Source organism: Rhizobium sp. BT04 (genome assembly GCF_030053135.1).
GTDB lineage: Bacteria > Pseudomonadota > Alphaproteobacteria > Rhizobiales > Rhizobiaceae > Rhizobium > Rhizobium binxianense.
In genome coordinates, this window is sequence record NZ_CP125652.1 from 1,332,793 (window position 1) to 1,357,131 (window position 24,339).

General features: G+C 61.3%; 29 protein-coding genes and 1 tRNA gene. 12 read left to right on the forward strand and 18 right to left on the reverse strand.

Annotated features, from left to right (window positions below; all coding sequences use genetic code 11):
• Nucleotides 1–95 precede the first annotated feature (95 nt).
• Nucleotides 96–1,076: an SDR family oxidoreductase gene (locus QMO82_RS15095; RefSeq protein ID WP_183606784.1), complete on the forward strand. Its 981-nt coding sequence runs from the start codon at nt 96–98 to the stop codon at nt 1,074–1,076.
• A 114-nt stretch (nt 1,077–1,190) separates the two neighbouring features.
• Here QMO82_RS15095 and QMO82_RS15100 read toward each other — a convergent pair whose 3' ends face one another.
• Both QMO82_RS15100 and QMO82_RS15105 read right to left on the reverse strand, forming a co-directional pair.
• The gene (locus tag QMO82_RS15100) at nt 1,191–1,730 is read right to left on the reverse strand and encodes a GNAT family N-acetyltransferase (protein ID WP_183606783.1); all 540 of its coding nucleotides are present in this window, start codon (nt 1,728–1,730) and stop codon (nt 1,191–1,193) included.
• A 41-nt stretch (nt 1,731–1,771) separates the two neighbouring features.
• Nucleotides 1,772–2,524 (reverse strand): nucleotidyltransferase domain-containing protein, encoded by a 753-nt coding sequence (locus QMO82_RS15105; protein ID WP_183606782.1) that lies wholly within the window; start codon nt 2,522–2,524, stop codon nt 1,772–1,774.
• A 284-nt stretch (nt 2,525–2,808) separates the two neighbouring features.
• Here QMO82_RS15105 and QMO82_RS15110 point away from each other — a divergent pair, with 284 nt between their 5' ends.
• Entirely contained in the window at nt 2,809–3,504 is a 696-nt protein-coding gene (locus QMO82_RS15110) for a fumarylacetoacetate hydrolase family protein (RefSeq protein WP_183606781.1), read from the forward strand.
• A 10-nt stretch (nt 3,505–3,514) separates the two neighbouring features.
• Nucleotides 3,515–4,045 (forward strand): gamma carbonic anhydrase family protein, encoded by a 531-nt coding sequence (locus tag QMO82_RS15115; RefSeq protein WP_183606780.1) that lies wholly within the window; start codon nt 3,515–3,517, stop codon nt 4,043–4,045.
• 238 nt (nt 4,046–4,283) lie between these two features.
• Here QMO82_RS15115 and QMO82_RS15120 read toward each other — a convergent pair whose 3' ends face one another.
• The 4 genes from QMO82_RS15120 to QMO82_RS15135 all read right to left on the reverse strand — a co-directional run bounded on the left by QMO82_RS15120 (nt 4,284) and on the right by QMO82_RS15135 (nt 6,711).
• Nucleotides 4,284–4,991: an isoprenylcysteine carboxylmethyltransferase family protein gene (locus tag QMO82_RS15120; RefSeq protein ID WP_183606779.1), complete on the reverse strand. Its 708-nt coding sequence runs from the start codon at nt 4,989–4,991 to the stop codon at nt 4,284–4,286.
• Nucleotides 4,992–5,078: 87 nt separating this feature from the next.
• Nucleotides 5,079–5,480, reverse strand: a complete 402-nt coding sequence (locus tag QMO82_RS15125; RefSeq protein WP_183606778.1) for a hypothetical protein — start codon at nt 5,478–5,480, stop codon at nt 5,079–5,081.
• Nucleotides 5,481–5,649: 169 nt separating this feature from the next.
• Nucleotides 5,650–6,048 carry an ester cyclase gene (locus QMO82_RS15130; protein ID WP_183606777.1) on the reverse strand — a complete coding sequence of 133 codons (399 nt, stop codon included), beginning with the start codon at nt 6,046–6,048 and terminating at the stop codon, nt 5,650–5,652.
• 87 nt (nt 6,049–6,135) lie between these two features.
• A complete protein-coding gene (locus tag QMO82_RS15135) occupies nt 6,136–6,711 on the reverse strand; it encodes a transglutaminase-like cysteine peptidase (RefSeq protein ID WP_183606776.1) in 576 nt (191 codons plus the stop codon).
• A 191-nt stretch (nt 6,712–6,902) separates the two neighbouring features.
• On the opposite strand from QMO82_RS15135, the gene QMO82_RS15140 reads away from it, so the two are divergent.
• The gene (locus QMO82_RS15140) at nt 6,903–8,159 is read left to right on the forward strand and encodes a hypothetical protein (RefSeq protein WP_183606775.1); all 1,257 of its coding nucleotides are present in this window, start codon (nt 6,903–6,905) and stop codon (nt 8,157–8,159) included.
• Between the two features lie 228 nt (nt 8,160–8,387).
• Here the strand turns inward: QMO82_RS15140 and QMO82_RS15145 are convergent, their stop codons facing one another.
• Genes QMO82_RS15145 through QMO82_RS15155 form a run of 3 tightly spaced genes read right to left on the reverse strand, consistent with a single transcriptional unit; the run spans nt 8,388 to nt 10,550 of the window.
• Nucleotides 8,388–8,786 (reverse strand): Fur family transcriptional regulator, encoded by a 399-nt coding sequence (locus QMO82_RS15145; protein ID WP_003564680.1) that lies wholly within the window; start codon nt 8,784–8,786, stop codon nt 8,388–8,390.
• Entirely contained in the window at nt 8,783–9,598 is an 816-nt protein-coding gene (gene znuB / locus QMO82_RS15150) for a zinc ABC transporter permease subunit ZnuB (RefSeq protein ID WP_183606774.1), read from the reverse strand. Before znuB ends, QMO82_RS15145 begins: the two co-directional genes overlap by 4 nt.
• On the reverse strand, nt 9,591–10,550 hold the full coding sequence (locus tag QMO82_RS15155) for a metal ABC transporter ATP-binding protein (RefSeq protein WP_183606773.1): 960 nt from the start codon (nt 10,548–10,550) through the stop codon (nt 9,591–9,593). The genes znuB and QMO82_RS15155 overlap by 8 nt, the downstream gene beginning before the upstream one ends.
• Before the next feature lie 102 nt (nt 10,551–10,652).
• Between QMO82_RS15155 and QMO82_RS15160 the strand changes: the two genes are divergently transcribed.
• The 3 genes from QMO82_RS15160 (at nt 10,653) to QMO82_RS15170 (ending at nt 13,211) form a co-directional block, all read left to right on the forward strand.
• Complete coding sequence (locus QMO82_RS15160; protein ID WP_183606772.1) at nt 10,653–11,672, forward strand: zinc ABC transporter substrate-binding protein; 1,020 nt, start codon at nt 10,653–10,655, stop codon at nt 11,670–11,672.
• 145 nt (nt 11,673–11,817) lie between these two features.
• Nucleotides 11,818–13,023 carry a zinc metallochaperone GTPase ZigA gene (gene zigA / locus QMO82_RS15165; protein WP_183606771.1) on the forward strand — a complete coding sequence of 402 codons (1,206 nt, stop codon included), beginning with the start codon at nt 11,818–11,820 and terminating at the stop codon, nt 13,021–13,023.
• The gene (locus QMO82_RS15170) at nt 13,020–13,211 is read left to right on the forward strand and encodes a hypothetical protein (protein WP_183606770.1); all 192 of its coding nucleotides are present in this window, start codon (nt 13,020–13,022) and stop codon (nt 13,209–13,211) included. The genes zigA and QMO82_RS15170 overlap by 4 nt, the downstream gene beginning before the upstream one ends.
• A gap of 202 nt (nt 13,212–13,413) precedes the next feature.
• Here QMO82_RS15170 and QMO82_RS15175 read toward each other — a convergent pair whose 3' ends face one another.
• Nucleotides 13,414–13,737 carry an RcnB family protein gene (locus QMO82_RS15175; RefSeq protein WP_183606769.1) on the reverse strand — a complete coding sequence of 108 codons (324 nt, stop codon included), beginning with the start codon at nt 13,735–13,737 and terminating at the stop codon, nt 13,414–13,416.
• Between the two features lie 306 nt (nt 13,738–14,043).
• Between QMO82_RS15175 and QMO82_RS15180 the strand changes: the two genes are divergently transcribed.
• A complete protein-coding gene (locus tag QMO82_RS15180) occupies nt 14,044–14,427 on the forward strand; it encodes a VOC family protein (RefSeq protein WP_183606768.1) in 384 nt (127 codons plus the stop codon).
• A 166-nt stretch (nt 14,428–14,593) separates the two neighbouring features.
• Nucleotides 14,594–15,925 (forward strand): hemolysin family protein, encoded by a 1,332-nt coding sequence (locus QMO82_RS15185; RefSeq protein WP_097621970.1) that lies wholly within the window; start codon nt 14,594–14,596, stop codon nt 15,923–15,925.
• An 11-nt stretch (nt 15,926–15,936) separates the two neighbouring features.
• Here the strand turns inward: QMO82_RS15185 and chrA are convergent, their stop codons facing one another.
• Both chrA and QMO82_RS15195 read right to left on the reverse strand, forming a co-directional pair.
• Nucleotides 15,937–17,370, reverse strand: coding sequence for a chromate efflux transporter (gene chrA, locus QMO82_RS15190; RefSeq protein WP_183606767.1), 1,434 nt, complete (start codon nt 17,368–17,370; stop codon nt 15,937–15,939).
• 1 nt (nt 17,371) lies between these two features.
• A complete protein-coding gene (locus QMO82_RS15195; RefSeq protein ID WP_183606766.1) occupies nt 17,372–18,187 on the reverse strand; it encodes a chromate resistance protein ChrB domain-containing protein in 816 nt (271 codons plus the stop codon).
• A 335-nt stretch (nt 18,188–18,522) separates the two neighbouring features.
• On the opposite strand from QMO82_RS15195, the gene QMO82_RS15200 reads away from it, so the two are divergent.
• Nucleotides 18,523–18,840, forward strand: coding sequence for a hypothetical protein (locus QMO82_RS15200; RefSeq protein WP_183606765.1), 318 nt, complete (start codon nt 18,523–18,525; stop codon nt 18,838–18,840).
• A 351-nt stretch (nt 18,841–19,191) separates the two neighbouring features.
• On the opposite strand, the gene QMO82_RS15205 is transcribed toward QMO82_RS15200, so the two are convergent.
• Nucleotides 19,192–19,494 carry a hypothetical protein gene (locus QMO82_RS15205; protein ID WP_183606764.1) on the reverse strand — a complete coding sequence of 101 codons (303 nt, stop codon included), beginning with the start codon at nt 19,492–19,494 and terminating at the stop codon, nt 19,192–19,194.
• Nucleotides 19,495–19,610: 116 nt separating this feature from the next.
• Here QMO82_RS15205 and QMO82_RS15210 point away from each other — a divergent pair, with 116 nt between their 5' ends.
• On the forward strand, nt 19,611–19,955 hold the full coding sequence (locus QMO82_RS15210; RefSeq protein WP_246718253.1) for a hypothetical protein: 345 nt from the start codon (nt 19,611–19,613) through the stop codon (nt 19,953–19,955).
• A 28-nt stretch (nt 19,956–19,983) separates the two neighbouring features.
• Here the strand turns inward: QMO82_RS15210 and QMO82_RS15215 are convergent, their stop codons facing one another.
• From QMO82_RS15215 to QMO82_RS15235, 5 genes are all read right to left on the reverse strand, one after another.
• On the reverse strand, nt 19,984–20,280 hold the full coding sequence (locus QMO82_RS15215; protein WP_183606763.1) for a hypothetical protein: 297 nt from the start codon (nt 20,278–20,280) through the stop codon (nt 19,984–19,986).
• Between the two features lie 142 nt (nt 20,281–20,422).
• Nucleotides 20,423–20,498: transfer RNA gene (locus tag QMO82_RS15220), tRNA-Lys, on the reverse strand.
• Between the two features lie 227 nt (nt 20,499–20,725).
• On the reverse strand, nt 20,726–21,637 hold the full coding sequence (locus QMO82_RS15225; RefSeq protein ID WP_183606762.1) for a PhzF family phenazine biosynthesis protein: 912 nt from the start codon (nt 21,635–21,637) through the stop codon (nt 20,726–20,728).
• 382 nt (nt 21,638–22,019) lie between these two features.
• Nucleotides 22,020–22,790, reverse strand: a complete 771-nt coding sequence (locus QMO82_RS15230) for an NUDIX hydrolase (RefSeq protein ID WP_183606761.1) — start codon at nt 22,788–22,790, stop codon at nt 22,020–22,022.
• An 8-nt stretch (nt 22,791–22,798) separates the two neighbouring features.
• Entirely contained in the window at nt 22,799–23,908 is a 1,110-nt protein-coding gene (locus tag QMO82_RS15235; protein ID WP_183606760.1) for an endonuclease/exonuclease/phosphatase family protein, read from the reverse strand.
• A 194-nt stretch (nt 23,909–24,102) separates the two neighbouring features.
• On the opposite strand from QMO82_RS15235, the gene QMO82_RS15240 reads away from it, so the two are divergent.
• A complete protein-coding gene (locus QMO82_RS15240) occupies nt 24,103–24,309 on the forward strand; it encodes a hypothetical protein (RefSeq protein ID WP_183606759.1) in 207 nt (68 codons plus the stop codon).
• Nucleotides 24,310–24,339 lie beyond the last annotated feature (30 nt).

Consider the following 24,339-nt stretch of genomic DNA (forward strand, 5'->3'; position numbering starts at 1 on the left):
CTCTCGGCAGCACGAGATTTGCGGGAGACGACCACCTCCTTTCGCGCTATGAAGAGCGATCACAGTTCCCGCCCATAGACCCCGAGGTCACTCCCATGGCTTTGAAAGTTCTTTTCATTGGCGGCACCGGCCAAATCTCCCATCCATGCGTCGAACGCGCCATTGCCGAGGGTCACCATGTCAGCGTCTTCAATCGCGGCTTGAAAAGCGCCGCCTTGCCTGACGGAGTGACCTCGATCGTCGGGGAGCTCGGATCGAGCGCCTATGCCGATCTCGCCAGGGTCAATTATGATGTCGTCTGCCAGTTCATCGCCTTCACGCCGGATCAGGTGGCGCACGACATCGAGGTTTTCTCCGGCGATTGCGGCCAATACATCTTCATCTCCTCGGCCTCGGTCTACGAAAAACCGCCGCGTCATTACGTGATCACCGAGGAGACGCCGGCGATCAATCCCCACTGGCCCTACAGCCAGGCCAAGATCGCCTGCGAGGAACTGCTCAAGACGTCCGATAATCTCGCCTGGACGATCGTCCGCCCCAGCCACACCGTTCGCACCGGCCTGCCGATCATGATGGGCGACAGCGACATCATGGCGAGGCGCATGCTGGATGGCGACCCCATCATCGTGGCGGGCGACGGCCACACGCCCTGGACACTGACCCGCTCGGTCGATTTCGCCGTGCCCTTCGTCGGCCTTTTCGGCAAGCAGGCGGCGCTGAAAGAGATTTTCCACATCACCTCCGACCGCGCCCATATCTGGGACGATATCCACAAGGCGATCGCCAGATTGCTGGGTGTGGAGGCGAAAATCGTCCACGTGCCGACGGACACGCTGATCAAATACAATCCGGAATGGGTCGGCCCGCTCCTCGGCGACAAGGCCTGGACTGCCATTTTCGACAATTCGAAGGTCAAGCGCGTGGCGGGCGACTTCACCTGCGCCGAGAGCCTGGATGAAATCCTGGCCGACTCGATCATGCACCTCAAACAGCGTCTGGCTAAAAGCCGGCCGCCGAGGGGTGAACTCGATGCGCTGATCGACAGGATTTGTGCGGAGCAAAGCGCTCTCGGTTAGGCGTGGCTTTTCGGCTTGGCGTCGGACCACGGTATCGAGAGCCCGCACCTGCCCTCGGTCTATAAGCCCGCTGACGACTTCTCGTCTTGCACGACAACTGCCGGCGATGTTCGTTTATACGTCGCTCGTTTTGCCAAGGACGTACATATTGGTCGGCGCGCCGTGCAGCATCACCTCGCGCTCGAAGACGAAGCCGCATTTTTCGAGAATGCGCCTCGAAGCGGCGTTGGCGGTGCGAACCAATCCGATCACACGATCCGCCTGCAGATCATCGAAGGCAAATGTCACGCATTCTCTGACCAATTCCGTGGCATAGCCCTGCCCCCAGCTTTCAGGTTGCAGATGATAGGAAAGATTGAGGCCATCGAATTCCTTGGAAAAAGTCACGCCGCCAAATCCTATCAACGCATCGTCTGACTCGACCGCCCAACGCCCAAAGCCATGATCTTTCCAATGGGCAATGTCGCGCGCAAGCCGCGCTGCGCTTTCCTCCGGCGTATCAGGCCGGGGCACCGGTCGGTGTGCGACCAATTCCGGCCGCGAAAAAAGTCGCGTCAGGAAATCGATATCCCCCTCCGCGGGAGGTCTGAGGTGCAATCGGGCGGTGCGCCTCACTGCGGACTGCAGGACATCCTTGAATTTGTTCTCAAGCATCTTCCATCCAATTTTCACTCGGCAACGTGATCGATACCAGATTATTCCAGGCGGCGCGCTTCCAGCGGAGCATCCTGCCTGTATCCTCCAAAATAGCGACCGCCGTGCGAGGCAAGCTCCCGATCGGCCAAAGCCAGAAATCGGGCGCCGTCACCCGCCGCCGCCAGCCTGAACGCTACGTCGAATTCGGCTGCCAGTTGCACGTCGAGCTCCCTCATCAGACGGGGAGCCCACTTGCCTCGGCCGGTCCATGCGCCGCGCCCGAGCAGGATCAGATCGGCGAGCTTTTGATAGAGCAGCGCGGCGATCGCGGCGATCTCTTCGGGCGGGCGCGTTCCACGCAGATCGTCGGCAAGGTCGGTGACCTGATAGCGCAACGCGTCATAGGCCGGGCCGGCAAGCGGTTTCGGGCCCGCTGCCAGCGTGGCGGCCACATTCGCCTGGATGAGGCGCGCTCGTTCGAGATCCGGCCCCAATATGCTGCCCGTCGCGACCATATTGCCCATGATTGGATAACCGCTATCGGCGTCCCGATGGAGATAATGCGCCAGCGTCTGCGGATCATGGACGAAGGCCTCGACGGGAAACCCCTTCTCCGTGAACGATTCCCGCCAGGCTCTTTCCAGCGCCGGGAATACGACGACCAGATCGATATCCGAAAAGGCGGTTCCTTCACCGCGTATCAGGGAACCGGTCACAAAAGCGAAAGCGGCGCCGGCAAAGCGGCTGGCGACACAGCGACGGGCAGCGGCAAGCGCCCGCTCGGCGAGAATATGTTTTGGGATATCGTCCACGATCTTGTCCTCGAATGCGGGACACGGGCGGCAACAAAAAACCCGCTCGTCTCCGGCGGGTTGGTCTTGACAGCGATGAACGGAATTCAGTTCACGCGTCTACCACCCACCGCGGCGCGGTGGTCGTAGACCTTGTCGAAACTGCAAAAATCCTGCTCATATCAAACGCTAACCTGCGAGCGTGACACCGTCAAGACACCGAAGCCGAACGCCGGGGATGCTTCCCCGGCGCGCCGTTTTCCGTCTAAGATGAACGCCAGACTCAAAAACAGGAAGAGCCGCCCATGCCCCATCCCGCCACCGTCATTCCGCGTCCCGCACCGGTACTGCTGCCGGTCGAAGGCAGCGCCGAGCGTTTTCCGGTGCGCCGCGTCTATTGCGTCGGGCGCAACTATGCCGACCACGCGATCGAGATGGGTCATGATCCCACCCGCGAGCCGCCATTCTTCTTCCAGAAGAATGCCGATAACCTGCTGCCGGCAGGCAACGCCTTTCCCTATCCGCCGCTGTCATCAGACGTGCATTACGAAGTCGAATGTGTGCTGGCGTTGAAATCCGGCGGCGCAGACATTCAGGCTGCAGACGCGCTCAACTGCATTTACGGCTATGCCGTCGGCATCGATTTCACCCGTCGTGACTTGCAGGGCGAGGCCAAGAAGCTCGGCCGCCCCTGGGAAATCGGCAAGGCCTTCGAACATTCGGCCCCTGTGTCGCCAATCGTTCCGGCAAGCAGCCTCGGCCACCCCACGCAGGCAAGGATCTGGCTGGAACAGAACGGCAAACGCGTTCAGGACGGGGATCTCAACCAGATGATCTGGAAGGTGCCGGAGATCATCGCCGAGCTGTCGAAGCTTTTCACCCTGACGCCCGGCGATATCATCATGACCGGCACGCCCGCCGGCGTCGGGGCCGTCGCCCGGGGCGATCGCATCAATTGCGGCATCGACGGTATCGCCACCCTATCAGTCGAGGTCGTGTGAGGAGAGAGCCATGCCCGTCTATGCGCTCGGCGGATCAACGCCGAAACTGCCCGCCGCCGGCCTCTATTGGATCGCACCGGATGCCAACATCATCGGCCAGATCGAACTCGGCGAGAATGTCGGCATCTGGTTCGGCGCCGTGCTGCGCGGCGACAATGAAAAGATCACGATCGGCGAAGGCACCAACGTCCAGGAAGGCGTGATCGCCCATACCGACATGGGCTTCCCGCTGACAACAGGCAAAAGCTGCACCATCGGCCACCATGCCATCCTTCACGGCTGTACGCTGGGCGACAACGTGCTGATCGGCATGGGCGCCACCATCCTGAACGGTGCGAAAATCGGCAACAACTGCCTCGTTGGAGCCAATGCGCTGGTGACCGAAGGCAAGGAATTCCCTGATAATTCCCTGATCGTCGGAGCGCCTGCCCGCCTCGTGCGGGTGCTGGATGAGAAGGCGGTCGAGGGCATTCGCCGCTCAGCGGAAAACTACGTCGCCAACTGGCAACGTTTCGCGCGCGATCTCAGGCAGATCGGGTAACACAGGTAACGCGGAGGCGGGTGGCCAGCCCCGTCCTTCGAGGCCCCTGCGGGGCGCCTCAGGATGAGGCTGGAGAGAGGGCCGCGGATGACAGTCGCGAACGCCTCAGCTTGCCAGATACACAGCGCATCCATCAGCCCCCAGCCGTACGGCACTCCGATTGGCCCTCATCCTGAGGCGCATAGGCCAAAGGCCGGAGCCTCGAAGGACGGGGCGGGTGGCGAAGCCCCCTCTCCACTCACCAGACTCCCGGAATCCAGCGCCAGCGCACACGCGCCATATAGTCCGCATAGCCTTCGAGGCCCTTGCGCAGTTCGGCTTCCTCGCCGAGTGTGCGGCCGAACAGGACGACGACAAGCAGGCCGGCGGGGATCAGCGCGTAGAGCGATCCAAGCGACAGCGCCATGCCGGCGCTGAGCACGATGGCGGTTGCGTATCCGGGATGGCGGATTACGGCATAGGGTCCGGTGTCGATCACCTTGTGGTCGCGCTCGGTCTGAATGCGCACCGTCGGCTCGAAATGCCGGTTGACCGATTGCGCCCAGGTCAGGCCGAGATAACCTGATGTCATCAGGAGATAACCGATGAGGACGACCCAATCGGGCTGCGGCGCCCAGTGGAAACGCCCGTCGTCGAATGCGCCGACCGGAAGAATGGCGGCAAAGAGAATGATCGTCAGCGTCGCCACCACGGCGTCCCAGGGTTTGGTACCCTTCTGGTATCGGCTGCGCGCCGCAAAAAGCTCCGGATTCGTCCGCCAGATCCAGATGACTGCGACAACAGTCAGCACAAGGAACAGGCCGAGAAAGATCCAGCCGCGCGGCCAGTCGAGCGTGCCGGCTGGCCAGAACAACGCGACAAACATCACCGCAATGGTGATGGCGAGCGATCCGAGCGATGGTGCCGCGGCGAATGCGTGACCGGGCCGAGTGTCTCGCTGCGTCATGATCGCGCTCCGTTCCATTACAGCTCTCCGCGTCTTTAGACGCACAGAAGGACGCTGCACCTGGCGGATTTCATTGAAGAAACCGCCCTACTCAGCGGCTTCGAGAAACTGGCTGTTTCGTGAGGAAGCGGCAAGCGCCTGAACCCTGGCTTCGGCCTTGGCGATCAGCTGATAGAATTCGTCCTGTGCTTCGACATCCAGCTGGATGACGGCATTGACGTCGTCGGGCGTATCGCAAACGCAGGCGACCGCCGAAATCGGACAGATGCCGCCGGGATAACGTTTGCCGGTGCCAGTATAGGCGCGGCGGCCCCAACGCTCGGAATGGACCGTCTCTTCCCGCTCGAGATGCAGGATCGTTCCCTTGCAAGCGGTCACGATAGCTGCCTTGCCGTAAGCGAACCAATGATAGTTCAGCTTCCGGAGAATATATTTGCCGGTGATATCTTCGCCAGCCAGCTCGGCAGGGTTTTCAATCATTCTGATCATGACGGCTTCCTCAACGTCTAAACAATATCCGTCATGTCGTCGCGCGCAGCAAGTCGAAAAACGCAGCTTTTGGAGACACTTAGTCACAAAGTGTTTCCGATTCTTACACCAAACACTCGCCGAGCCACCCGTCGAGCACACAATTCTTCGTCGAATTTACCGCAACCTGCTACCGATCGCCACGAAGCTGGACTTCGATCGCCGCCTTGTCGATGACCGACCATACCTCGACGATCTTGCCGCCGCGAAATTCGTAGATGACGTTCTCAGTGAAGGAAATCTGCCTGCCGTTCAACTCGAGGCCGAGGAACTTTCCCTTCGGCGTGCAATCGAAGCCCAACCGGCAAGCCACGTAAGGCGGGTCGGCGATCAGCATCAGCACTTTGAAATAAAGGTCTGGAATATCATCGAAGTCCCGCTCGAGCATGGCGACGTAACCCGACAGCCCGAGCCGCCGGCTGTTATGAACAGCATCGTCGCCGACGAACTGCCCGAGATTGGACCAGTCCTGCCTGTTCAGGCAGGCGATGTAGCCGCGATATATCTCCGCGAGTTCGGTTTTCGTCACACGATCGTCCTGGCTAGGCTCTCAGGCAAAAATAGCGCCGGGATCTGCACTTGCCAGCAGCGAGCGCGCCGCCTCGATAGTTTTACTTCAGGAGAACTCACCTGCGCGGGGACCAGCAAGCGTCACGCGCCAACCCGTTCGCGATTGGAAATCCTGGGTGGCCAGAAACGTATAGCCAGTCATGCGCCAGGGCTTCACGGCGCCGGTCAGATTATCGAGCACATAATCGCCGCGGTCCGTCCGAGCAACGAGAACGACGTGGTTTTGATCATGCGGTCCGATGACCACGGAGAGCGCCAACCTGTTCGATGGATAACCAGCCTCGATCAGGTCCTTCATCTTCTGGAGGGCGTAGTCCTCGCAGTCGCCACGGCCGGCAACCGGCAGAGACCAGACATCCCCGTTTCCGGAAGACGAGCGATCTTCTGCCGAAACGATACGTCCGTTTACGGCACGATTGACCTTCTGAAGCAGCGCAATCGCAGCCTGCTCGTCCAACTGTTGCACCGCCACCCTGCCGCAAAGCCACTTGTACTTGGCGCAGGCCCCGGCAAATCCCACCGGCGCTCCGATGCTTCGCGTCACAGGCAGAGACGATCCGGCAACTGCTTGAAAATGCGGAATAATCACCAAAAAGGCAGCAAGAGAAAGGAGACGCTTCATAGCCGATTCCCTCTGTTCGTAACGAGAGAATAACACAGTCAGTATAAAAATTTATTAAAATTTTATACTTGTAAACTTAACTGTATTAGATGATTTGAACAGATTAACCATTCTTTGTTCTTCGTATTAATTCATCGTTAGTATAAATGATCTCCCAATTAACATTCGGTTAACCTTGGGAGATGAGTGAAATGATCAGCAGAGCATCGAAATTCGGCCTTGCCGTTGCTTCCCTTCTGGCAAGCAGCAGTCTGGCAACGGCCGCGCCGGCAGTCGTTAATTGCAACAGCGCGGTTCGCGGCACACTCGAATACAGGCTGTGCATGCCGACCAGAGCAATTCAGGCCGATAGCAAGTTCAGCCCGAACGATAGCGATCACGGCAGCCAAAACGTTGGTGGCGGCAAGAAGACATCCAACACCGGCTCGGTCGCCAGCAATGGGAATGATGGCAATAGCGGTGGCAACGGCGAAGGCGTTGATCAAGGCGACGACACCGGTGGAGATCAAGGCGACGACACCGGTGGAAAAGATCAAGACCCCGGCAAGGATGGCCACCACGGAAAAGATGACCACGGCGGCAAGGATCGCGATGATCACGGCGGCGGCAAGGGCGGAAAAGACCGCGACCACGGCAAGGATGGCAAGGGCCACCACGGAAAGGACGATCACGGCGGCAAGGACCGCGATGATCACGGCGGCGGCAAGGGCGGAAAAGACCACGACCACGGCAAGGATGGCAAGGGCCACCACGGAAAGGACGATCACGGCGGCAAGGACCGCGATGATCACGGCGGCGGCAAGGGTGGCAAGGGCAAGGGTGACAACGACGGCCACGGCAAAGGCGACAACGGCGGTCCCGGCAAGAGCGACAATGACGGCCAGGGCAAGAGCGACAATGGCGGCCAGGGCAAGAGTGACAACGACGGCCAGGGCAAGAGCGACAACGGCGGCCAGGGCAAAAGCGACAACGGCGGCCAGGACAAGAGCGACAATGGCGGCCAGGGCAAAAGCGACAACGGCGGCCAGGGCAAAAGCGACAATGGCGGCCAGGGCAAAAGTGACAACGGCGGCCAGGGCAAGAGCGACAATGGCGGCCAGGGCAAGAGTGACAATGGCGGCCAGGGCAAGAGCGACAACGGCGGCCAGGGCAAGAGCGACAATGGTGGCCAGGACAAGAGCGACAATGGCGGCCAGGGCAAGAGCGACAATGGCGGCCAGGGCAAGAGCGACAACGGCGGCCAGGGCAAGAGCGACAACGGCGGCCAGGGCAAGAGCGACAATGGTAGCCAGGACAAGAGCGACAATGGCGGCCAGGGCAAGAGCGACAATGGCGGCCAGGGCAAGAGCGACAATGGCGGCCAGGGCAAGAGCGACAACGGCGGCCAGGGCAAGAGCGACAATGGTAGCCAGGACAAGAGCGACAACGGCGGCCAGGGCAAGGGCTGACCTAACGCTGGCCGGGATTAAACTCGACCGGCGAAAGAATGCAAAGATGAGGTCGGTTTTCCAGCCTCATCTTTTTGTCACGTTGCGTTTCCCTCGGCTCCACCGCTTTCAGGAAGATAATCTTTGCATTCATGGAATCCATTCACCGCGCGGACGCGCGGTGAATGGATTCCTGCGACAAGCGCAGCAACGAGGGAGGTGAAGCGACCTCATTCCGGCCCGCGCGCTTTACGCCGCACACGCCTCACACAGACCGCGGATCTCGATTGTTGTCTTCTCCGGCTTGAACTTCTGCCCCCGCACCCAGCCCATCAGCCGGTGGTCGACCTCGTGGTCGTGGAACTCCATCACCTGACCGCAGCTTTCGCAGATGGCGAAGGCGACGATGCCGTGGCTGTGGCAGTCGTCGCCCGGATGGGCGCAGGCGACGAAGGAATTGATGCTTTCGAGCCGGTGCACGACGCCGTATTCGAGCAGCTTTTCCAGCGCCCGGTAGACCTGCAGCGGCGCGCGGAAACCATGGTCGCGCAGCTTGTCGAGGATGGTGTAGGCGCTGAGCGGCCCTTCGGCCTTTTCGAGCACGTCGAAGACCAACGACTGGTTCTTGGTGAGTTGCGGTGTCGTCATGAGCCTTGTCCTTGCATGACCGCGCGATGGCGCCTGAGGGGAAGCAGGCTGAGCATGAAGAGGATCAGCGCCGCGACCACAATCGAGGGACCGGAGGGCGTGTCGTAGGTGAGCGAGCCGAACAGCCCGCCGACGACGGCAGCCGCCCCGATCAGCGAGGCGAGCACCGCCATGATCTCCGGCGTCGACGAAAAGCGGCGTGCCGCGGCAGCCGGAATGATCAGCAGCGAGGTGATGAGCATGATGCCGACGATCTTCATGGCGATGGCGATGACGACGGCCATCAAAAGCATGAAGAACAGCCGCGCCCGCTCAGGTCTAAGCCCCTCGGCTTCGGCAAGCTCGGCATTGACTGTGGCCGCCAGGAGCGGCCGCCACAGCCAGGCCATCGCGGCGAGCACGAAGAGCCCTCCGCCCCAGATCAGCGCAATGTCGGTCGTCGAGACGGCAAGGATATCGCCGAACAGGAAGGCGATGAGATCGATCCGCACCCAGCTCATGAAGGCGACCATGACGAGGCCGATCGCCAGTGTCGCGTGCGAGAGGATGCCGAGCAGCGCATCGGCCGACAGTGCCTGGCGCTTCTGCAGGAAAAGCAGCAGCACCGATACCAGGGCGGCGACGGCGAAGACGGCCAGCGTCAGGTTCAGTTCGAAGAGCAGCGACAGTGCGACCCCCAGCAGCGCCGAATGGGCGATCGTATCGCCGAAATAGGCCATGCGCCGCCAGATGATGAAGCAGCCGAGCGGCCCCGTCGTCAGCGCCAGCCCGACACCGGCAAGGATGGCGCGCACGAAGAAATCGTCAAGCATGGCGATCTCCCGCTGTCTGCTCATGGGCGTGCGGATGAGCGTGGTCATGTCCGGCATGCCCGTGGTCATGTCCGGCGTGATCGTGATCATGCTCATGATTATGGTCGTGAGCGTGCGCTATGCTGCCGTCATGGGCGTGATGCCCATCATCGGCGTGACAATGATCGGTGACCGTGCCGTCCGCATGCTGCACGCGCCCATCCGGCAGGTGCGTATGATCGTGATGATGGCTGTAGACGGCCAGCGTCTGCGCCGCTCGGCTGCCGAACAGGCGCACATATTCCGGGCTGCGGCTGACGGATTCCGGCGTGCCGCGGCAGCACACATGACCATTGAGGCAGATGACGGTGTCGGTCTCGGCCATGACGACGTGGAGATCGTGCGAGATCAACAGGATGCCGCAGCCGCTGGCGTTGCGGATCGACTTGATGAGATCGTAGAGGGCGATCTCGCCGGAGAAATCCACCCCCTGCACCGGCTCGTCGAGCACCAGCAGATCCGGTTTGCGGGCAATGGCGCGCGCCATCAGCGCCCGCTGGAATTCGCCGCCGGAGAGGTGCTGCACCTCGGCATCGAGCATATGATCGATGCCGGCGGCTTCGAGGGCGGCGCGCATGTCGCGCTCGGGCAGCGGGCCGGTCAGCGTCATCAGCCGGCGCACCGAAAGCGGCAGCGTCCAGTCGATCGTGAGCTTCTGCGGGACATAGCCGACCTTGAGGCCGGCCTTGCGCTCCACCCTGCCCTCGTCGGGCTTCAGCACGCCGATCGCCGCCTTGGCGCTCGTCGACTTGCCGGAGCCGTTCGGCCCGATCAGCGTGACGATCTCACCTCGCGACACGGAAAAATCGACGCCCCGCACCAGCCAGCGGCCGTTCCTGAGAACGCCGACATTTTCAAGCAAAACCAGCGGTTCGGCCTTGATACCACCGGGGATCTTTGCGGGAGAGAGCATCAAATTTTCCGAAAGTGCTGTTGCGTCCTGCTATTGCACACGTTATAGCATAACGCAATTGATGTAATAACATAACAATTGTAATTCAAGGGAAGCATACCGATGCAACGTGCCTTGAGGTCAGCCCTCAAAATGCCGGCTCTCGCAATCATGGGCGTCACAATCCCCGCCTTGTTCTTTCCTGGAACGATACGAGCAGCCGATGCGCCTGTCGTCGTCACCTCGATCAAGCCGATCCATTCGCTGGTTTCGGCGATCATGCAGGGTGTCGGCGAACCGGAGTTGATTGTCGATGGCGCCGCCTCGCCGCACACCTACAATCTCAAGCCCTCGAACGCCCGCGCTTTGCAAAACGCCAAGGTGATCTTCTGGGTCGGCCCCGGCCTCGAGGCCTTTCTCGAAAAGCCGCTGCAGGCACTGGGCCGGGATGCCAGCATCGCCGCACTCGATGAAGCGCCCGGCCTCGTCAAGCTGCCCTTCCGCGAGGGCGGCGCCTTTGAAGCGCACGATGATGGCGATGAGCACGACACTGCCTCCAGTCATGAACATCATGATCATGATGCCGAAGCCGCGCATGATGCCGATGATGCCCATGACCACGGCGCCTTCGACACCCATCTCTGGCTCGACCCGATGAATGCCAAGGCGATGGCCGCCATGATCACCACGACGCTGGTCGCCGCCGATCCCGCCAATGCACTGACCTATCAGGGCAACGCCGAGGCGCTCGACGATAGGCTGGATGCGCTCGATGCCGAGATCAGGGGCATCGTCGCTCCCGTCAAGGACAAGCCCTTCATCGTCTTCCACGATGCCTACCAGTATTTCGAGCATCGCTACGGCATCCGGGTCGCCGGCTCGATCACCGTCAGCCCGGAAACTATTCCCGGCGCCGAGCGTGTTTCGGAAATCCACAGCAAGGTCGGGCAACTCGGCGCAACTTGCGTCTTTGCCGAACCGCAGTTCGAGCCGCGCCTCGTCGATGTGGTCATCGAAGGCACGCGAGCCAGGTCAGGCGTGCTCGACCCTGAAGCCGCGACGCTGAAGGCTGGTCCCGATCTCTACTTCACCCTCATGCGCGGCATCGCCAGCAGCATGAAGGGCTGCCTCTCCGGCGCATGATTGTCATGCGCCGTACTGCGCGTCCTGCCGGACACGCAGCGTTGTGGAGAAAGCCGAAGCGGAAAAAGGCGGACACCCCCGTTCCGCCTTTTTCGGCGCAATCTATGTAATGATATAACATTAATAAAGATCCGATGAGGTTCCCATGGACAACAGACTTCCGGTCACGGTGCTTTCAGGCTTTCTCGGGGCCGGCAAGACGACACTGCTCAACCATGTGCTCGCCAATCGCGAGGGTCTGCGCGTCGCCGTCATCGTCAACGACATGAGCGAGGTGAATATCGATGCCAGCCTGGTGCGCGACGGCGGCGCCAATCTCTCGCGCACCGAGGAGCAGCTGGTCGAGATGACCAATGGCTGCATCTGCTGCACGCTGCGCGACGACCTTTTGAAGGAGGTGCGCGATCTCGCCACCCAGGGCCGCTTCGATTACCTCCTAATCGAATCCACCGGCATCGCCGAGCCCCTGCCCGTCGCCACCACCTTCGAATTCCGCGACGAGAACGGCCAGAGCCTTTCCGACCTCGCAAGGCTCGATACGATGGTGACGGTCGTCGATGCCGCCAATCTGCTTGCCGATTATGCGTCGGCCGATTTCCTCGCCGACCGTGGCGAAACGGCGGGTGACGGCGACAACAGAACCATCGTCGACCTGCTGGTCGAGCAGATCGAATTCGCCGATGTCGTCGTGCTGAACAAGATCGGCACGGCAAGCGACGAACAGCGCGATGCCGCGCGGAAAATCATCATCGGACTCAACCCGGATGCGAGGCTGATCGAAGCGGATTTCGGCAAGGTGGCGCTCGAGGAGGTGCTCGGCACCGGCCGCTTCGATATCGATAAAGCCGAGACCCATCCGCTCTGGTACAAGGAATTGCACGGCTTCCGCGATCATGTGCCGGAGACCGAGGAATACGGCATCCGCTCCTTCGTCTATCGCGAAAAGCGGCCCTTCCATCCGGCAAAGCTGCAGGCTTTCCTCGACAGGACTTGGCCGGGCGTGGTGCGCGCCAAAGGCTTCTTCTGGCTGGCGACGCGCCCGCATCACGTCGGCGAGATCAGCCAGGCGGGCGCGATCGTGCGCACCGGCAAGATGGGCCTGTGGTGGGCAGCGGTGCCGCGCGAACAATGGCCTGAGGAACCAGGCTTCATGCGCGCCATCGGCCCCTATCTCGACCCCATCTGGGGCGACCGCCGCCAGGAAATCGTCTTCATCGGCGCCGATCCGATGGACGAGATCTGGATCAGAAGGGAACTCGACGCCTGTCTCATCAGGACAGATGTCTTCGCACCGGAGCGCTGGCGCGACCTGCCCGACCCCTTCGCCAACTGGAGCCGGCACGCGGCATGAAGGCGACGGCAATCAAACCCTACCGCTGCTTGTGCCAGGAATGCGATCCTCTGCCGCCGATCGAGGGGCTGCATCCGCTGACGCATGACCCCTCGGACGAGGCGCCGCGCAAGACCAGCGGATTGCTCGGCATCATCGCCGAACGGGTAATGCCTTTGCGCCGGCAGGACCAAGGCGGGGATGACTGACGCAGTATCCTCCAAGCCGACGACGAATTTGGCGCGAACGACACCCCACGCTCTGTAGGCCAGGTCGAGTTTGGCGCGAACGCCAACCCCACTCTCCGTCATCCCAGACCATGCCACTACTGCTGATGGATGCGGTGTGGATGCTCGGCTCACAGTCGCAAAAAGGGCGGCCGAAGCCGCCCCTTTCTTATCCATCCACCGATCAACGACCGGCAATGACGCTGGAGATGATGCCGCTGGTGACGCCGATCAGCAGGTAGTCGTTGTCGGCCCGGACCCAGCGATAGCCGCGCGGCGGCGGCGCCAGCCGGTAGCGGCGGTAGTCGTTGACATCGGAGAACCGCCGGCGTTCGCTGGCGTTGACGCGGTATCCCTTTTTCCAATGCGGCCGGATGACCGTCTTCTCAACGATCACCCGCTTGTGCACGACAGGCGGGCGACGATAATCATCGGCGCTGGCCTGGGAGACAACCATCGGCGAGAGGAGGAAGGAGGCGGAAAGAAGAGCTGCAAAAATCTTTTTCATGTGGGGTTCCTCAGTGGCGGGCACGAGAACAAACTAGGGCTGAAAAGATGAACCGAAACTGAAACTTAAGTTAAACTTTCGTAATGGAATCCGGTGGTTTGGGGCCAGATTCTTGTATTTTAGATGAGACTCACACATCTTGACAAACCACCGTTTTGCCGAAGTCGGCACGTCGTCCATAGATCGGATTCGATTTCCGGAAGGATTGAGCGCAGATTCAAAATCATCGAACGTTTTGCGATCACGCCCTTGGCGCCGTCGGACGCCGCAAGGGCGAGACAACGCAAAAGATAATGGAGGAAAACCATGCCCGGTATCAGCATGCGCTATATCGTTGACGACGTTGACGCCGCGCTGGAGTTCTACACGAGACATCTCGGCTTCACGGTCGCGCTTCACCCCGCGTCCAGCTTCGCCATCCTGACCAGGGACGGCTTTCGTCTGCTCGTCAGCGGCATGGCGGGACCGGGCGGCGCGTCCCAGGCAATGCCCGACGGGCGAACACCGGAACCAGGCGGATGGAATCGCATGCAGATCGAGGTCGCGGACCTGGCGGCGGAAGTCGCCGCGCTGCGCCAGGCGGGCGCGCGGTTTCGCAACGAAATCGTCCAGGGCATAGGCGGCAAGCAGATCCTGCTCGAAGACCCGGCCGGAAACCCGATCGAGCTCTTTGAAGCGCCGAAGAGATGAGTGCCGCGGCAGCGGTCATGCTCTCCCCGTCGGTTGAATGGCAGGCAAGATCCTGATGACGGCAGGCCGACATCGACGTTGCCAACGGCAAGAATGGCGGCTGCGCCTTGCTACCTCTGCCCGAGCGTGTAGTTTCGGACTCGCGTCAATTCAGAGGTAGGGAAACATGTCCGAATCCGCGGGCGGGCTCTTCGACTATGTCGGGATACTAGCCGTGTTGCTTCTCGTGGCCGCCAATGGCTTCTTCGTCGCCGCCGAATTCGCGCTGGTGTCGGTCAGGCGCAGCCGTGTCACCGAACTTGCCGCGGCAGGCCGCATGAATGCCTCCGCTCTCCAGCGCGCCGTCGACAATCTCGACGCCAACCTCGCGGCCACCCAGCTCGGCATCACCATCTCCTCGCTCGCCCTCGGCTGGGTCGGCGAACCAGCGCTTGCCCACCTGATCGAGCCTCTGCTGTCCTGGCTGCCCGGACAATGGGCGACAACAGGTGCACATACCGTCGCCATCGTCATTGCCTTCGTCATCATCACGGCACTGCACATCGTGCTCGGCGAGCTCGCGCCGAAAAGCCTGGCGCTTCAGCGCAGCGAAGCCACCTCGCTTGCCGTCGTGCGACCGCTCGGCCTCTTCCTGGTGCTGTTCAAGCCGGCGATCTTTGCTCTGAACGGCATGGGTAACCTCGTGCTCAGGGGTGTGGGTCTTCGCGCCGGCACCGGCGAATCGTCATTCCATTCGCCGCAGGAGCTCAAGCTGCTGGTCGCCGAGAGCCAGGAGGCCGGCCTTCTTAACCAGGTGCAGCAGCAGCTCGTCGAGCGGGTCTTCAACATCGGCGACAGGCCGATCTCCGATATCATGACCCCGCGTCTCGATATCGAATGGTTCGACGCTGACGACAGCGAGGCCGAGATCCTGAAGACCATTCGCGAATGCAGCCACGAACAATTGCTGGTCGCCCGCGGCTCGATCGACGAACCGATCGGCATGGTGCTGAAGAAGGACCTTCTCGACCAGGTTCTCGACGGCGGCAAGGTCAGGCCGATGGCGGTCATCAAGCAGCCGCTGGTGCTGCATGAGGGCGCCTCGGTCGTGCGTGTGCTCGACAGTTTCAAGGCCTCGCCTGTCCGCCTCGCCATCGTCATCGATGAGTATGGCAGCCTGGAAGGCATCGTCACCCAGACCGATCTGCTCGAAGCCATCGCCGGCGACTTGCCGGGATCCAACGAAGAGCCCGACATCGTTGTGCGCGAAGACGGCTCGCTCTTGATCGATGCGATGATGCCGGCCTTCGACGCCTTCGAACGGCTCGGGCTGCGCGACCGTCCGGATGCCGATTTCCATACGCTTGCGGGCTTTGCGCTGCACCAGCTCCAGCATATCCCAGAAGCCGGCGAAACCTTCGTCTTCGATAACTGGCGCTTCGAAGTGCTCGATATGGACGGCATGCGCATCGACAAGATGCTCGCGACGCGCATCCCTGCAGACGGGGCGGAAGCCTAACCTGAAAGGCTCTATCTCACGGCCAGCGTCCAGAGCATTCCTGACATCGCACAAGCAAGCAGCGTCGTGATAACAGACGTCCTGAACCGGAAGATCGCGATGGCGGCGGCGGCCGACAGCGCCATTGCCGCCGGCACGGCCGATTGCAGCACGGGGATATCGAGCCGCAAGGTTCCAAGGTGCACGGTCGCGACCTCGGCAAAGAGCGTGTGCAGGCCAAACCAGATGGCGAGGTTGAGAATAACCCCGACCACCGCAGCCGTGATGGCCGACATCGCGCCGGCGAGCGCGACATTGCCGCGCAATTTTTCGATGAATGGCGCGCCGAGAAAGATCCACAGGAAACAGGGAACGAACGTCACCCAAGTTGTCAGGATCGCCGCGAGCGTCGCGGCGAGCATCGGATCCAGCGATCCGGGATTACGGTAGGCGCCCATGAAGCCGACGAACTGAAGGACCATGATCAGCGGCCCTGGCGTCGTCTCGGCCATGCCGAGGCCATCGAGCATCTCGCCGGGTTTCAGCCAGCCGAAACGCTGCACGGCCTCCTGCGCGACATAGGCGAGCGCGGCATAGGCACCACCGAAGGTGACGACCGCCATCTTGCTGAAGAACAGACCGATCTCGGTGAAAACGTCGTGTGCCCCGAAAGCCGCATAGAGGCCCGCGACGGGCACGAGCCAGAGGGCGAGCAACGCGGCCGACATACGCAGCGACCAAATAAGGTTGGGGCGCGCATGCGGCGGTATGCCCTCTCCGAGCGCGGACTCGGCATCCGAAAGGACCGAACCGCTCCCGGCCTTGTGCCCGCCGCCTGGCCTGAAGGCGGCAAAGCCGAACCTGCCGCCGAGGAAGCCGGCGATGCCGGCGGCAAGCACGATCAGCGGGAACGGCACGTGCAAGAAGAAGATGGCAACGAAAGCCACCGCCGCAATTGCGAGCATGACGTTATTTCTGAGGGCACGGCTGCCGATGCGGATGACGGCCTGGACAACGACGGCAAGCACCGCGGCCTTCAACCCGAAAAACAGGCCGGCGACGATGCCGACGCTGCCATAGGCCGCGTAGATATAGCTGAGGCAAAGGATCGACAGAAATCCCGGCAGCACGAACAGCAGGCCGGCAACGAGACCACCCAGCGTGCGGTGCATCAGCCAGCCGATGTAGATGGCGAGCTGCTGCGCCTCGGGTCCGGGGAGCAGCATGCAATAGTTCAGCGCATGCAGAAAACGGTGCTCACCGATCCATCGTTTCTCGTCGACGACGATCCGGTGCATGACGGCGATCTGGCCGGCCGGGCCACCGAAGCTCAGGGCGGCAACGCGCAGCCACACCTTGACGGCCTCGCCGAAGGAGACGCCGTGGTGATGCCTCTCGCCTGCGTCTTTCCCCTCCATTTGGCCTCCCGCTTGTCCCAGGAGCGGAATGTCCGTCATCTCCGTCATCTCACACCCTCTTCTTCGGCGCGGGCCAGTTGTGGGTTTCCTCGGTCGCGTCCCGGCACCAGCGGAAGAAGGCGTCGTAGAGAAGCATTCCGGCCTCGAGTTGCTCCAGATCGTCGGAATACATCCTGGAAAGGCCGAGCGATGCAGCCAGCAGGCCGGGCGCCTCCGGCGCGAGATCGAGCCTTGCGGTATCCGCCGCCCTGACGATCCGCGCCAGGCGCAGCAGCGGTTCCGATGCCAGTCCGAATTCTTCGATCATCACATCGAACGTGCAGAACTCACCGCGATGGCTCCAGAACACGTCTTCGATATCGAAGGGCACGGCCCCGAAACGCTCGGCGACGGCCAGAACCTCCGGCGCCGGCACGAACAGGAAGACGGCGTCCGGATCGACGAAGCGCCGGATCAGCCAGGGACAGGCGATGCGGTCGATCTTCGGCCGCGCCCGCGTTACCCAGACGGTGCGTCCCTGCGCGTCGCGGCGCGGCAGCTTTTCCTCAGGCACTGCCGGTCCTGTTGCAATCCAGGCTTCGAAGCCGCCTTCGAGGCTTTCCGCGTCGATACCGGCATGTCTGAGATAAGCAGCGACGCCATGGCTGAGCTTGGCGCCCCTCTGGCAGACCACCACGACGGCATCCGCATCGATGCTGCCCGCCCAGGACGCAACCTCGGCATGGTCGCGCCGGATCGAGCCCGGAACCAGGCGCGGATCGAGCGCGAAGTCCTCCTCCGTACGCACGTCGATGACGGCAGGCGCACCGGGCGTTCCGATGAGGCGATTGAGCTTGTCGGGAGAAATTTCGAGAAATGACGGCATGACGCGTCCTCCGTTGATCGGGTTTAATGGACGCGATTCTTCAGCATGACGCCTCGTGGGATGATCGCAACCCCATGACAAAACCATGCGCAAACACACCGCCTCGTGTCAAGCGCGCGCTTGCATGGAAAAGGGTCGCGCAACATTCTTGTCGAAGCGGAAGCGACTTCGGCGGGTGAACTAAGCCCACGGCCCATCGGCAAGCCAGGCGGTATTGGCTGCCGATTCAGGTCGGCTGCGCCCGAAAACCCCTGCTGGCAACGGCTTCCCGGCACCCGCGTGGAACAAAATGACCACTTCGGCATTCTTCTCTCACCGAAAGAGGAGAAAGTACCATGACGTACGACCCCAATAATGCCAACGACCCGAACCGCCCGCTGAACCCAAATCTGGACCTGCGCACCACGCCTGCCGCACGCACCAATAATACGTGGGTTGTCTGGGTCGCTGCATTGGCCGTGATCGCTGTCGCTGCATTCGCCTATTCGCAGTGGAGCACCCCCGGCACATCCCCGGACACGACAGCCTCCACGACCCAATCCGAGCCGGTGCCGGTCAAGCCGATCGCTCCGACTGACAACAGCGCAACGCCCGCACCGGCACCAGCAACGCCGGCTCCAGCCACGCCGCCGGCTGCCCCTGCCCAGCAGTAGCCCTGCCCGGCGCACGGAACGGATACGTCCCTGGTGTGTCGGACACGACACCCAGGGAAAGTCCATTGTTCGGGCACATGAGTGGAAAAACGATCTCCATTTGCAGGGTCATGCGCCCATCCGGGCATCTTTTTACCGCGTGGCCCTTGAACCTCCTCAAGCTAACCTTACATACCACTCATGTAATTTGTCTCCGACGGCTGACCACGGATGTACTGGCAGCCGCCGTTGAGACAGATCGAGGAAGGTCGGTGCGAATTTCGCCCGGCCTTTTTTCTTGTCCTCGCCGTCCGCCAACCTGGCTCGGCCTCTCGCGGGTTCGACGCGTTCGCTAAGATTTGGCTCGGGGACCTACTTGGGAATCCTGTTGTAGAAGGATTGCGGATCGTACACGCACTCATAGTCCAGCAGGCAGAGCTTGCCATCGCGGTCCTTGATCCTCGCGGTGTCGTATTTATCGCCCAGACTGCATCTAGCCGGCGGATAGCGGAAACTGCGGCCGCCGAAGCCCATGCGCACGAAGACCTTCTTGTCCTGACGGATGATCTGCGCAAGCTCGCCGCAGCTGTGATCCCTGGCATTGACCTCCACCGCCTCGGCGGCAAGGGCTGCGGAAGGAAGCAACAGCGCAACGGCCAGAACAAGGCTTTTCATGGAAACTCCTGAATACGAGAGGATGGAGGTAGGGCATATGCACCCGTGCCGCCAGCCTTCAACACCTCGAATGATAGCCTGTAAACCGCTCGAGCGAATTTTCCGTGCAATCGGTCATGCCGGAGCACATCCCATCCGTTAAGATGTTTCGCCTATCCTGCCGGTTCATGAAACCGACCTTTGGACGCAGGCGCCCCGCATTACCCGAGCGAAAGCGGATCGAGGCCGCGCCAGCCCCTGGGAATGATGCGTTATATGACTGGCGCAAGATCGGGCAATACGCCAGAAACGGTGCGCTTGCCCTTCTGATCGCCGCAAAGCTTGCCATCGCGGCCACACACGTCGCCGCCCTCGACACCTCCTACTCTTTCTCGGAATACGGACCACCCATGGCGGCACTGGTGATATTCATCCTCGGAGGCCTCTGGCTCCTCGGCGTAAAGCCGACCGACCGCGACTGAGACGCTTATCAATCCTACCGTTCGAGTATCACGGGAAATTATAGGATGACGCGGGGTCGTAGACGCAGGCATAATCGAGAACGCATTGCTTTCCCCCGCCGTCGCGGAAACTGGCCGTGCTTCGCATGTCGCCCAGGCTGCATTGAGCCGGCGGATAACGAAAGCTGCGCCCGCCGAAACCGACGCGGACAAAGACCTTCTTGTTCTGACGGATGATCTGCGCAATCTCACCGCAACTGTGATCCACCGCCTTGACCTGCATCACCCCGGCGGCAAAAGCCGGCAGCGGTAGAGACAAGACGACAGCGAAGATGACGCTTCTCATGGCCCCCTCCAGTGTATGAGAAGAAGATAGGGCAAGCGCATGCATGCGGCCAGTGCGAACCGAATCGCCCGTTTCCGGAACGATTTCCAGCGGGCCGGAAAATCCGGCCCGAATACAAATACATCAATCTTATCAAGAGATTTGGTGGGTGATGTAGGGCTCGAACCTACGACCCGCTGATTAAGAGTCAGCTGCTCTACCAACTGAGCTAATCACCCGTTCGCGCTTGGCTGCGCGGTGTGACGGGGCGTATAAACAGGATCGGCAGGCTTGTCCAGCATATCGGCGAAATTTCTTTGGTTAATTGCAAAGATTTTTCGGCATGGCTGAAATGCAGCACGTAGCCCCGAAAATCAGAGCCGGTTTTCGGAAAGGATTATCCGCAGATTCAAAGTCATAGAGCGTCTTTGGCGCGGCCTATCGGACGCGCGGCGCTCCGATGAAATCAAAGGTCCAGCGTGCCGCTCGCCAGTCGCACCGCCTGGCCGCCGATCCGGGCGTTGGAGATCGCCCCGCCATCGACATCGATATGCAGGTGGATGAAGGAGGGCCGGCCCATCTCGACACCCTGCTCGATCATGATCGGGTGATGCCCGTCCGTCAGCCGGTCGAAATGGTGGATCGCGCCGGAGAGTGCGGCCGCCGCCGAACCGGTGGCCGGGTCTTCGACGATGCCCATGCCGCTTGCGAACATGCGCGCGTGGAACTTCGCCACGTGGTTTACGCCGCCGCGGCAATAGACATAGGCCGAGGCAAGTGCACCATCGACGAAGGGCACGATCTTTTCCCAGAGCTGCGGATCGAATTCCACCCGCTGCGCGGCACCGACATCGTGCACCGGAATGAGCAGAAAGGGAACGCCGGCGCTCCAGATCGAGGGCACGTGATTTTCGAAGCCAATCTCGGTGACCTTCAGCGACAGCGCATCGGCCATGCCGAGCTTGTCGAGCGGCATGACGGCCTGCTGCGATTTGCGCGGCAGGTCGAATTCGGCAAAGCTCGCCTCGCCCTCCCTCAACCGCACGGCGCAACGCACGGGCCCGACATTTTCCTCGAGCACGGTGACGAGATCGCGGTTCGTGTCGCCATGGATGCGTTCGGCGAGCGCAATCGCCGTGCCGACCGTCGGATGACCGGCAAAGGGCAGTTCGCGGCCGGGCGTGAAGATCCTGAGCTTCGCCGCATAAGCGGGATTGGCCGAAGGCTGGACGAAAACTGTCTCGGAGAGATTGATCTCCCGGGTGATCGCCTGCATCGCCTCGTCGCTGAGATCGTCTCCGTCGAAGATCACCGCCAGCGGGTTGCCCGCAAGCTTTCGATCGGTGAAAACGTCATAGACGCTGTAGCTTCGCGCCACATCGGCCTCCTTGAATCGGTCATCGCGCCGCCAACCTGCCCGACCAAACGGCCGAGTGCAAGGCGGTAAGTCCGCTAAGAACAACGCACCCCTGGCAGGAGACGCCGGCACCCTTGGATTTATGCGTGATTGTTAATGAAAACTGCATTCGATTTTTGGAGACGGCGGTGGATGGATGCAGGAAGCAGTGCTGGAGCGTGTCCTTCGAGGCTCCAGCCATTGGCCTGCGCACCAACCTCAGGATGGGGGCATTGGTGGACGCCGCGCTGATAACCAACGCAGGTGGACGATGCCGCGACCTCTCCCCGACCTCATCCTGAGGTGTCCCGCAGGGGCCCCGAAGGACGAGGTCGGCCACCGGCAGTAAGGATGTGGCCTCCCGTCACCCGCCAGCCTTGCCGAAATACCAGTCGATCACCGGCAGCATGGCAACGTTGTAAGGATAGGCCGCGTGATCGGCCGAGCGGATCGCCACCGCGCCGGCAATCTCCTTGTCCTCGGCAACCAGCATGTGGGCCTCGATCCGCTCCACCATCTCGTCCGCCGTCATGTCGAAGCGGAAGAGCCGCATGAGCGTTACCGTGCGCCTGGAATAACTGGCGTAGAGCCCCTGCCCAGCCACCGCGTGAGCCAGATCCAATCCGGTTTCCTCATGGACCTCGCGGCGCATATTGGCCTCAATGTCGCAGCTGTTATCGACGATATCCTCGGGCTCCAGCGAGCCGGCGGCGAAATAGACCTGGCCGGGATTGGCGGTATGGGCGCCCATACGGATCGCTACCAGCGCGCCATCGGAACTTTCGAGCACCGGATAGGCGAAGATATGAATGCCGCCCTGGCGCTCAGGCTGGCGGCGCCACCACATGAAGGCGGAAAAGGGAATGACGTAGCCCTCGCCCGAAATCCCGTCTTCACCGAGCGATAGCTGCTGCTGGAACACCAGGCGCCCGTCGAAGAGCGCTGGGTTGGCGGCCGTTTCCTTGGCCCAGTTCTCGCGGATCGCCGCTTCCTCGGCAAGGACAAAGGGATGGGTGCCGGGCAGGACACGCAGATCGACGCCGGCGATCGGGAAGACGGTGGCCTCAGGCGGCCAGCCGGCAAAATCATCGGAAAAATCGCTATTCGGAAAATTCATGTTCAAATTGGTTTTCATGTTCGCTCTCAGGGGAGATCCAGTGTCATGACGACGGGGCAGTGATCGGACGCCTTCGGCCGGTCCCAGCCGGTGCGCGGATAACGCTCCACTTCCTGCCCCGGCGGGAAGATGGTGCGATAGGGTTGGCCGCTGCGGATGATGTCAGGCAGGCGGCCGGCATTGTGGGCGGCGAGCGCTGGCGAAAGCCAGAGATAATCAAGCTGGCAGAGCCACTGCTCCTGCGGCCCGCGCGCGTGATAGAGCGTCCAGCGGTCGAGGGCATCGCGGCGGCGCACGACGTTTTCGGCAAAGCCGTCGCGACTGAAGACGTCGAGCGCGCTTTCGGCCTCGTCCTGATGCTCGAAACGATAGCCGGTGCCGCGGCGGCCGATGACGTCGACGCGCTCCTGATAATCATTCATGTCGCCACAGATGGCGAAGCTCTTCTTATCCGTCTGGTCGGCGCCGAAGCGATCCTCGATGATGCGGCGCACGGCGCGCGCCTCGGCGCGGCGGATCGGCATCGTCGACTGGCGCCCGTCGAGCCCGTCGCGCGGATTGCCCATCGATTTGAAATGCACGACATAGAGCGAAAACGGCCGGCCGCCGATCAGAAGGTCGAGCTCCAGGCAATCGCGCTTGAAGATTTTGTCGTCGATGCGGTTGGTGAGCGCCAGCTCCTCGTCGAAGAGATCGAGATCGCGATAGGTCGTCATTGCATGGCTTCTGATATCCCTGAGTTCGATCTTCTGGCCGTCGCGCGTTTCCTCGCGCATCAGCACGGCGACATCGATGCCGCGGCTGTCATTGCCCTCCACCAGATATTTCTGCCGGTAGCCGTTTCCGACCATGCGGAAGAGATAGCCGTATTCGAAGGCCTGAAGCGCGGCCATATTGTCGATTTCCTGCAAGCAGAGAATATCGGCATCCGCATCGGCAATCGCCAGCGCCGTCATCTGCCTGGTATCGTCGGTCGCGGCGATCACGCGGGCCTGCTCGAGCTGCTGGTAGACGCCCTCGCTGTTGACCTCGAAAAGCTTGATGACGCGGTCCTGGCGCAACTGGTTGCGGAAGCCGGTGAAATCGAAACGGGTCAGGAGATTTTCGACATTGAAGGTGGCGAGGCGAAGCGACATGGCAGGAGTCCGGTTGCGTCCCGTACATTATCCGGCAATTGCCGCAGGAAAAGGTGGCGGAGCCAAGAAATATGCGGACAACTGCCGTGCTGTATTATCAGGCGTCGGCTCCAAAGGGGGTGTGGCGGAGATTAATGAGGTTATATAACGTCTAATATTATTTAGGTATTCTGCGTATTCGGAGCCGGAAGGTCATGACACCCAAAGAGAGAGAAATCCTCGGCGCGCTGGCGTGGATGTGTGAACAATACATAAGTGACGACAACGGCTATCTGAATCACAAGGCGATGCACGCCGGTGAACTGGCGATCGAAGTTCTAGCTGCTTACGGGCTCGTTGAGCCAACTCCTCTAGGTGATCGCTGGACTGACAAAGGCATGCGCCTACTTGACGAGTCGTAAGGCTTCAACACTGCTATCTCTGCGATGAAG

Bases quoted from the DNA above. Each gene is read 5' to 3' on its own strand.
- QMO82_RS15115 (WP_183606780.1), top strand. From the start codon at position 3,515: ATGCCCGTCTATGCGCTCGGCGGATCAACGCCGAAACTGCCCGCCGCC.
- QMO82_RS15110 (WP_183606781.1), top strand. From the start codon at position 2,809: ATGCCCCATCCCGCCACCGTCATTCCGCGTCCCGCACCGGTACTGCTG.
- chrA (WP_183606767.1), bottom strand. From the start codon at position 17,370: ATGACGGAGATGACGGACATTCCGCTCCTGGGACAAGCGGGAGGCCAA.
- QMO82_RS15140 (WP_183606775.1), top strand. From the start codon at position 6,903: ATGATCAGCAGAGCATCGAAATTCGGCCTTGCCGTTGCTTCCCTTCTG.
- QMO82_RS15240 (WP_183606759.1), top strand. From the start codon at position 24,103: ATGACACCCAAAGAGAGAGAAATCCTCGGCGCGCTGGCGTGGATGTGT.
- QMO82_RS15135 (WP_183606776.1), bottom strand. From the start codon at position 6,711: ATGAAGCGTCTCCTTTCTCTTGCTGCCTTTTTGGTGATTATTCCGCAT.
- zigA (WP_183606771.1), top strand. From the start codon at position 11,818: ATGGACAACAGACTTCCGGTCACGGTGCTTTCAGGCTTTCTCGGGGCC.
- QMO82_RS15155 (WP_183606773.1), bottom strand. From the start codon at position 10,550: ATGCTCTCTCCCGCAAAGATCCCCGGTGGTATCAAGGCCGAACCGCTG.
- QMO82_RS15210 (WP_246718253.1), top strand. From the start codon at position 19,611: ATGCCGGAGCACATCCCATCCGTTAAGATGTTTCGCCTATCCTGCCGG.
- znuB (WP_183606774.1), bottom strand. From the start codon at position 9,598: ATGCTTGACGATTTCTTCGTGCGCGCCATCCTTGCCGGTGTCGGGCTG.
- QMO82_RS15180 (WP_183606768.1), top strand. From the start codon at position 14,044: ATGCCCGGTATCAGCATGCGCTATATCGTTGACGACGTTGACGCCGCG.
- QMO82_RS15100 (WP_183606783.1), bottom strand. From the start codon at position 1,730: ATGCTTGAGAACAAATTCAAGGATGTCCTGCAGTCCGCAGTGAGGCGC.
- QMO82_RS15215 (WP_183606763.1), bottom strand. From the start codon at position 20,280: ATGAGAAGCGTCATCTTCGCTGTCGTCTTGTCTCTACCGCTGCCGGCT.
- QMO82_RS15145 (WP_003564680.1), bottom strand. From the start codon at position 8,786: ATGACGACACCGCAACTCACCAAGAACCAGTCGTTGGTCTTCGACGTG.
- QMO82_RS15125 (WP_183606778.1), bottom strand. From the start codon at position 5,480: ATGATCAGAATGATTGAAAACCCTGCCGAGCTGGCTGGCGAAGATATC.
- QMO82_RS15200 (WP_183606765.1), top strand. From the start codon at position 18,523: ATGACGTACGACCCCAATAATGCCAACGACCCGAACCGCCCGCTGAAC.
- QMO82_RS15175 (WP_183606769.1), bottom strand. From the start codon at position 13,737: ATGAAAAAGATTTTTGCAGCTCTTCTTTCCGCCTCCTTCCTCCTCTCG.
- QMO82_RS15170 (WP_183606770.1), top strand. From the start codon at position 13,020: ATGAAGGCGACGGCAATCAAACCCTACCGCTGCTTGTGCCAGGAATGC.
- QMO82_RS15235 (WP_183606760.1), bottom strand. From the start codon at position 23,908: ATGTCGCTTCGCCTCGCCACCTTCAATGTCGAAAATCTCCTGACCCGT.
- QMO82_RS15095 (WP_183606784.1), top strand. From the start codon at position 96: ATGGCTTTGAAAGTTCTTTTCATTGGCGGCACCGGCCAAATCTCCCAT.
- QMO82_RS15205 (WP_183606764.1), bottom strand. From the start codon at position 19,494: ATGAAAAGCCTTGTTCTGGCCGTTGCGCTGTTGCTTCCTTCCGCAGCC.
- QMO82_RS15195 (WP_183606766.1), bottom strand. From the start codon at position 18,187: ATGCCGTCATTTCTCGAAATTTCTCCCGACAAGCTCAATCGCCTCATC.
- QMO82_RS15230 (WP_183606761.1), bottom strand. From the start codon at position 22,790: ATGAAAACCAATTTGAACATGAATTTTCCGAATAGCGATTTTTCCGAT.
- QMO82_RS15120 (WP_183606779.1), bottom strand. From the start codon at position 4,991: ATGACGCAGCGAGACACTCGGCCCGGTCACGCATTCGCCGCGGCACCA.
- QMO82_RS15160 (WP_183606772.1), top strand. From the start codon at position 10,653: ATGCAACGTGCCTTGAGGTCAGCCCTCAAAATGCCGGCTCTCGCAATC.
- QMO82_RS15185 (WP_097621970.1), top strand. From the start codon at position 14,594: ATGTCCGAATCCGCGGGCGGGCTCTTCGACTATGTCGGGATACTAGCC.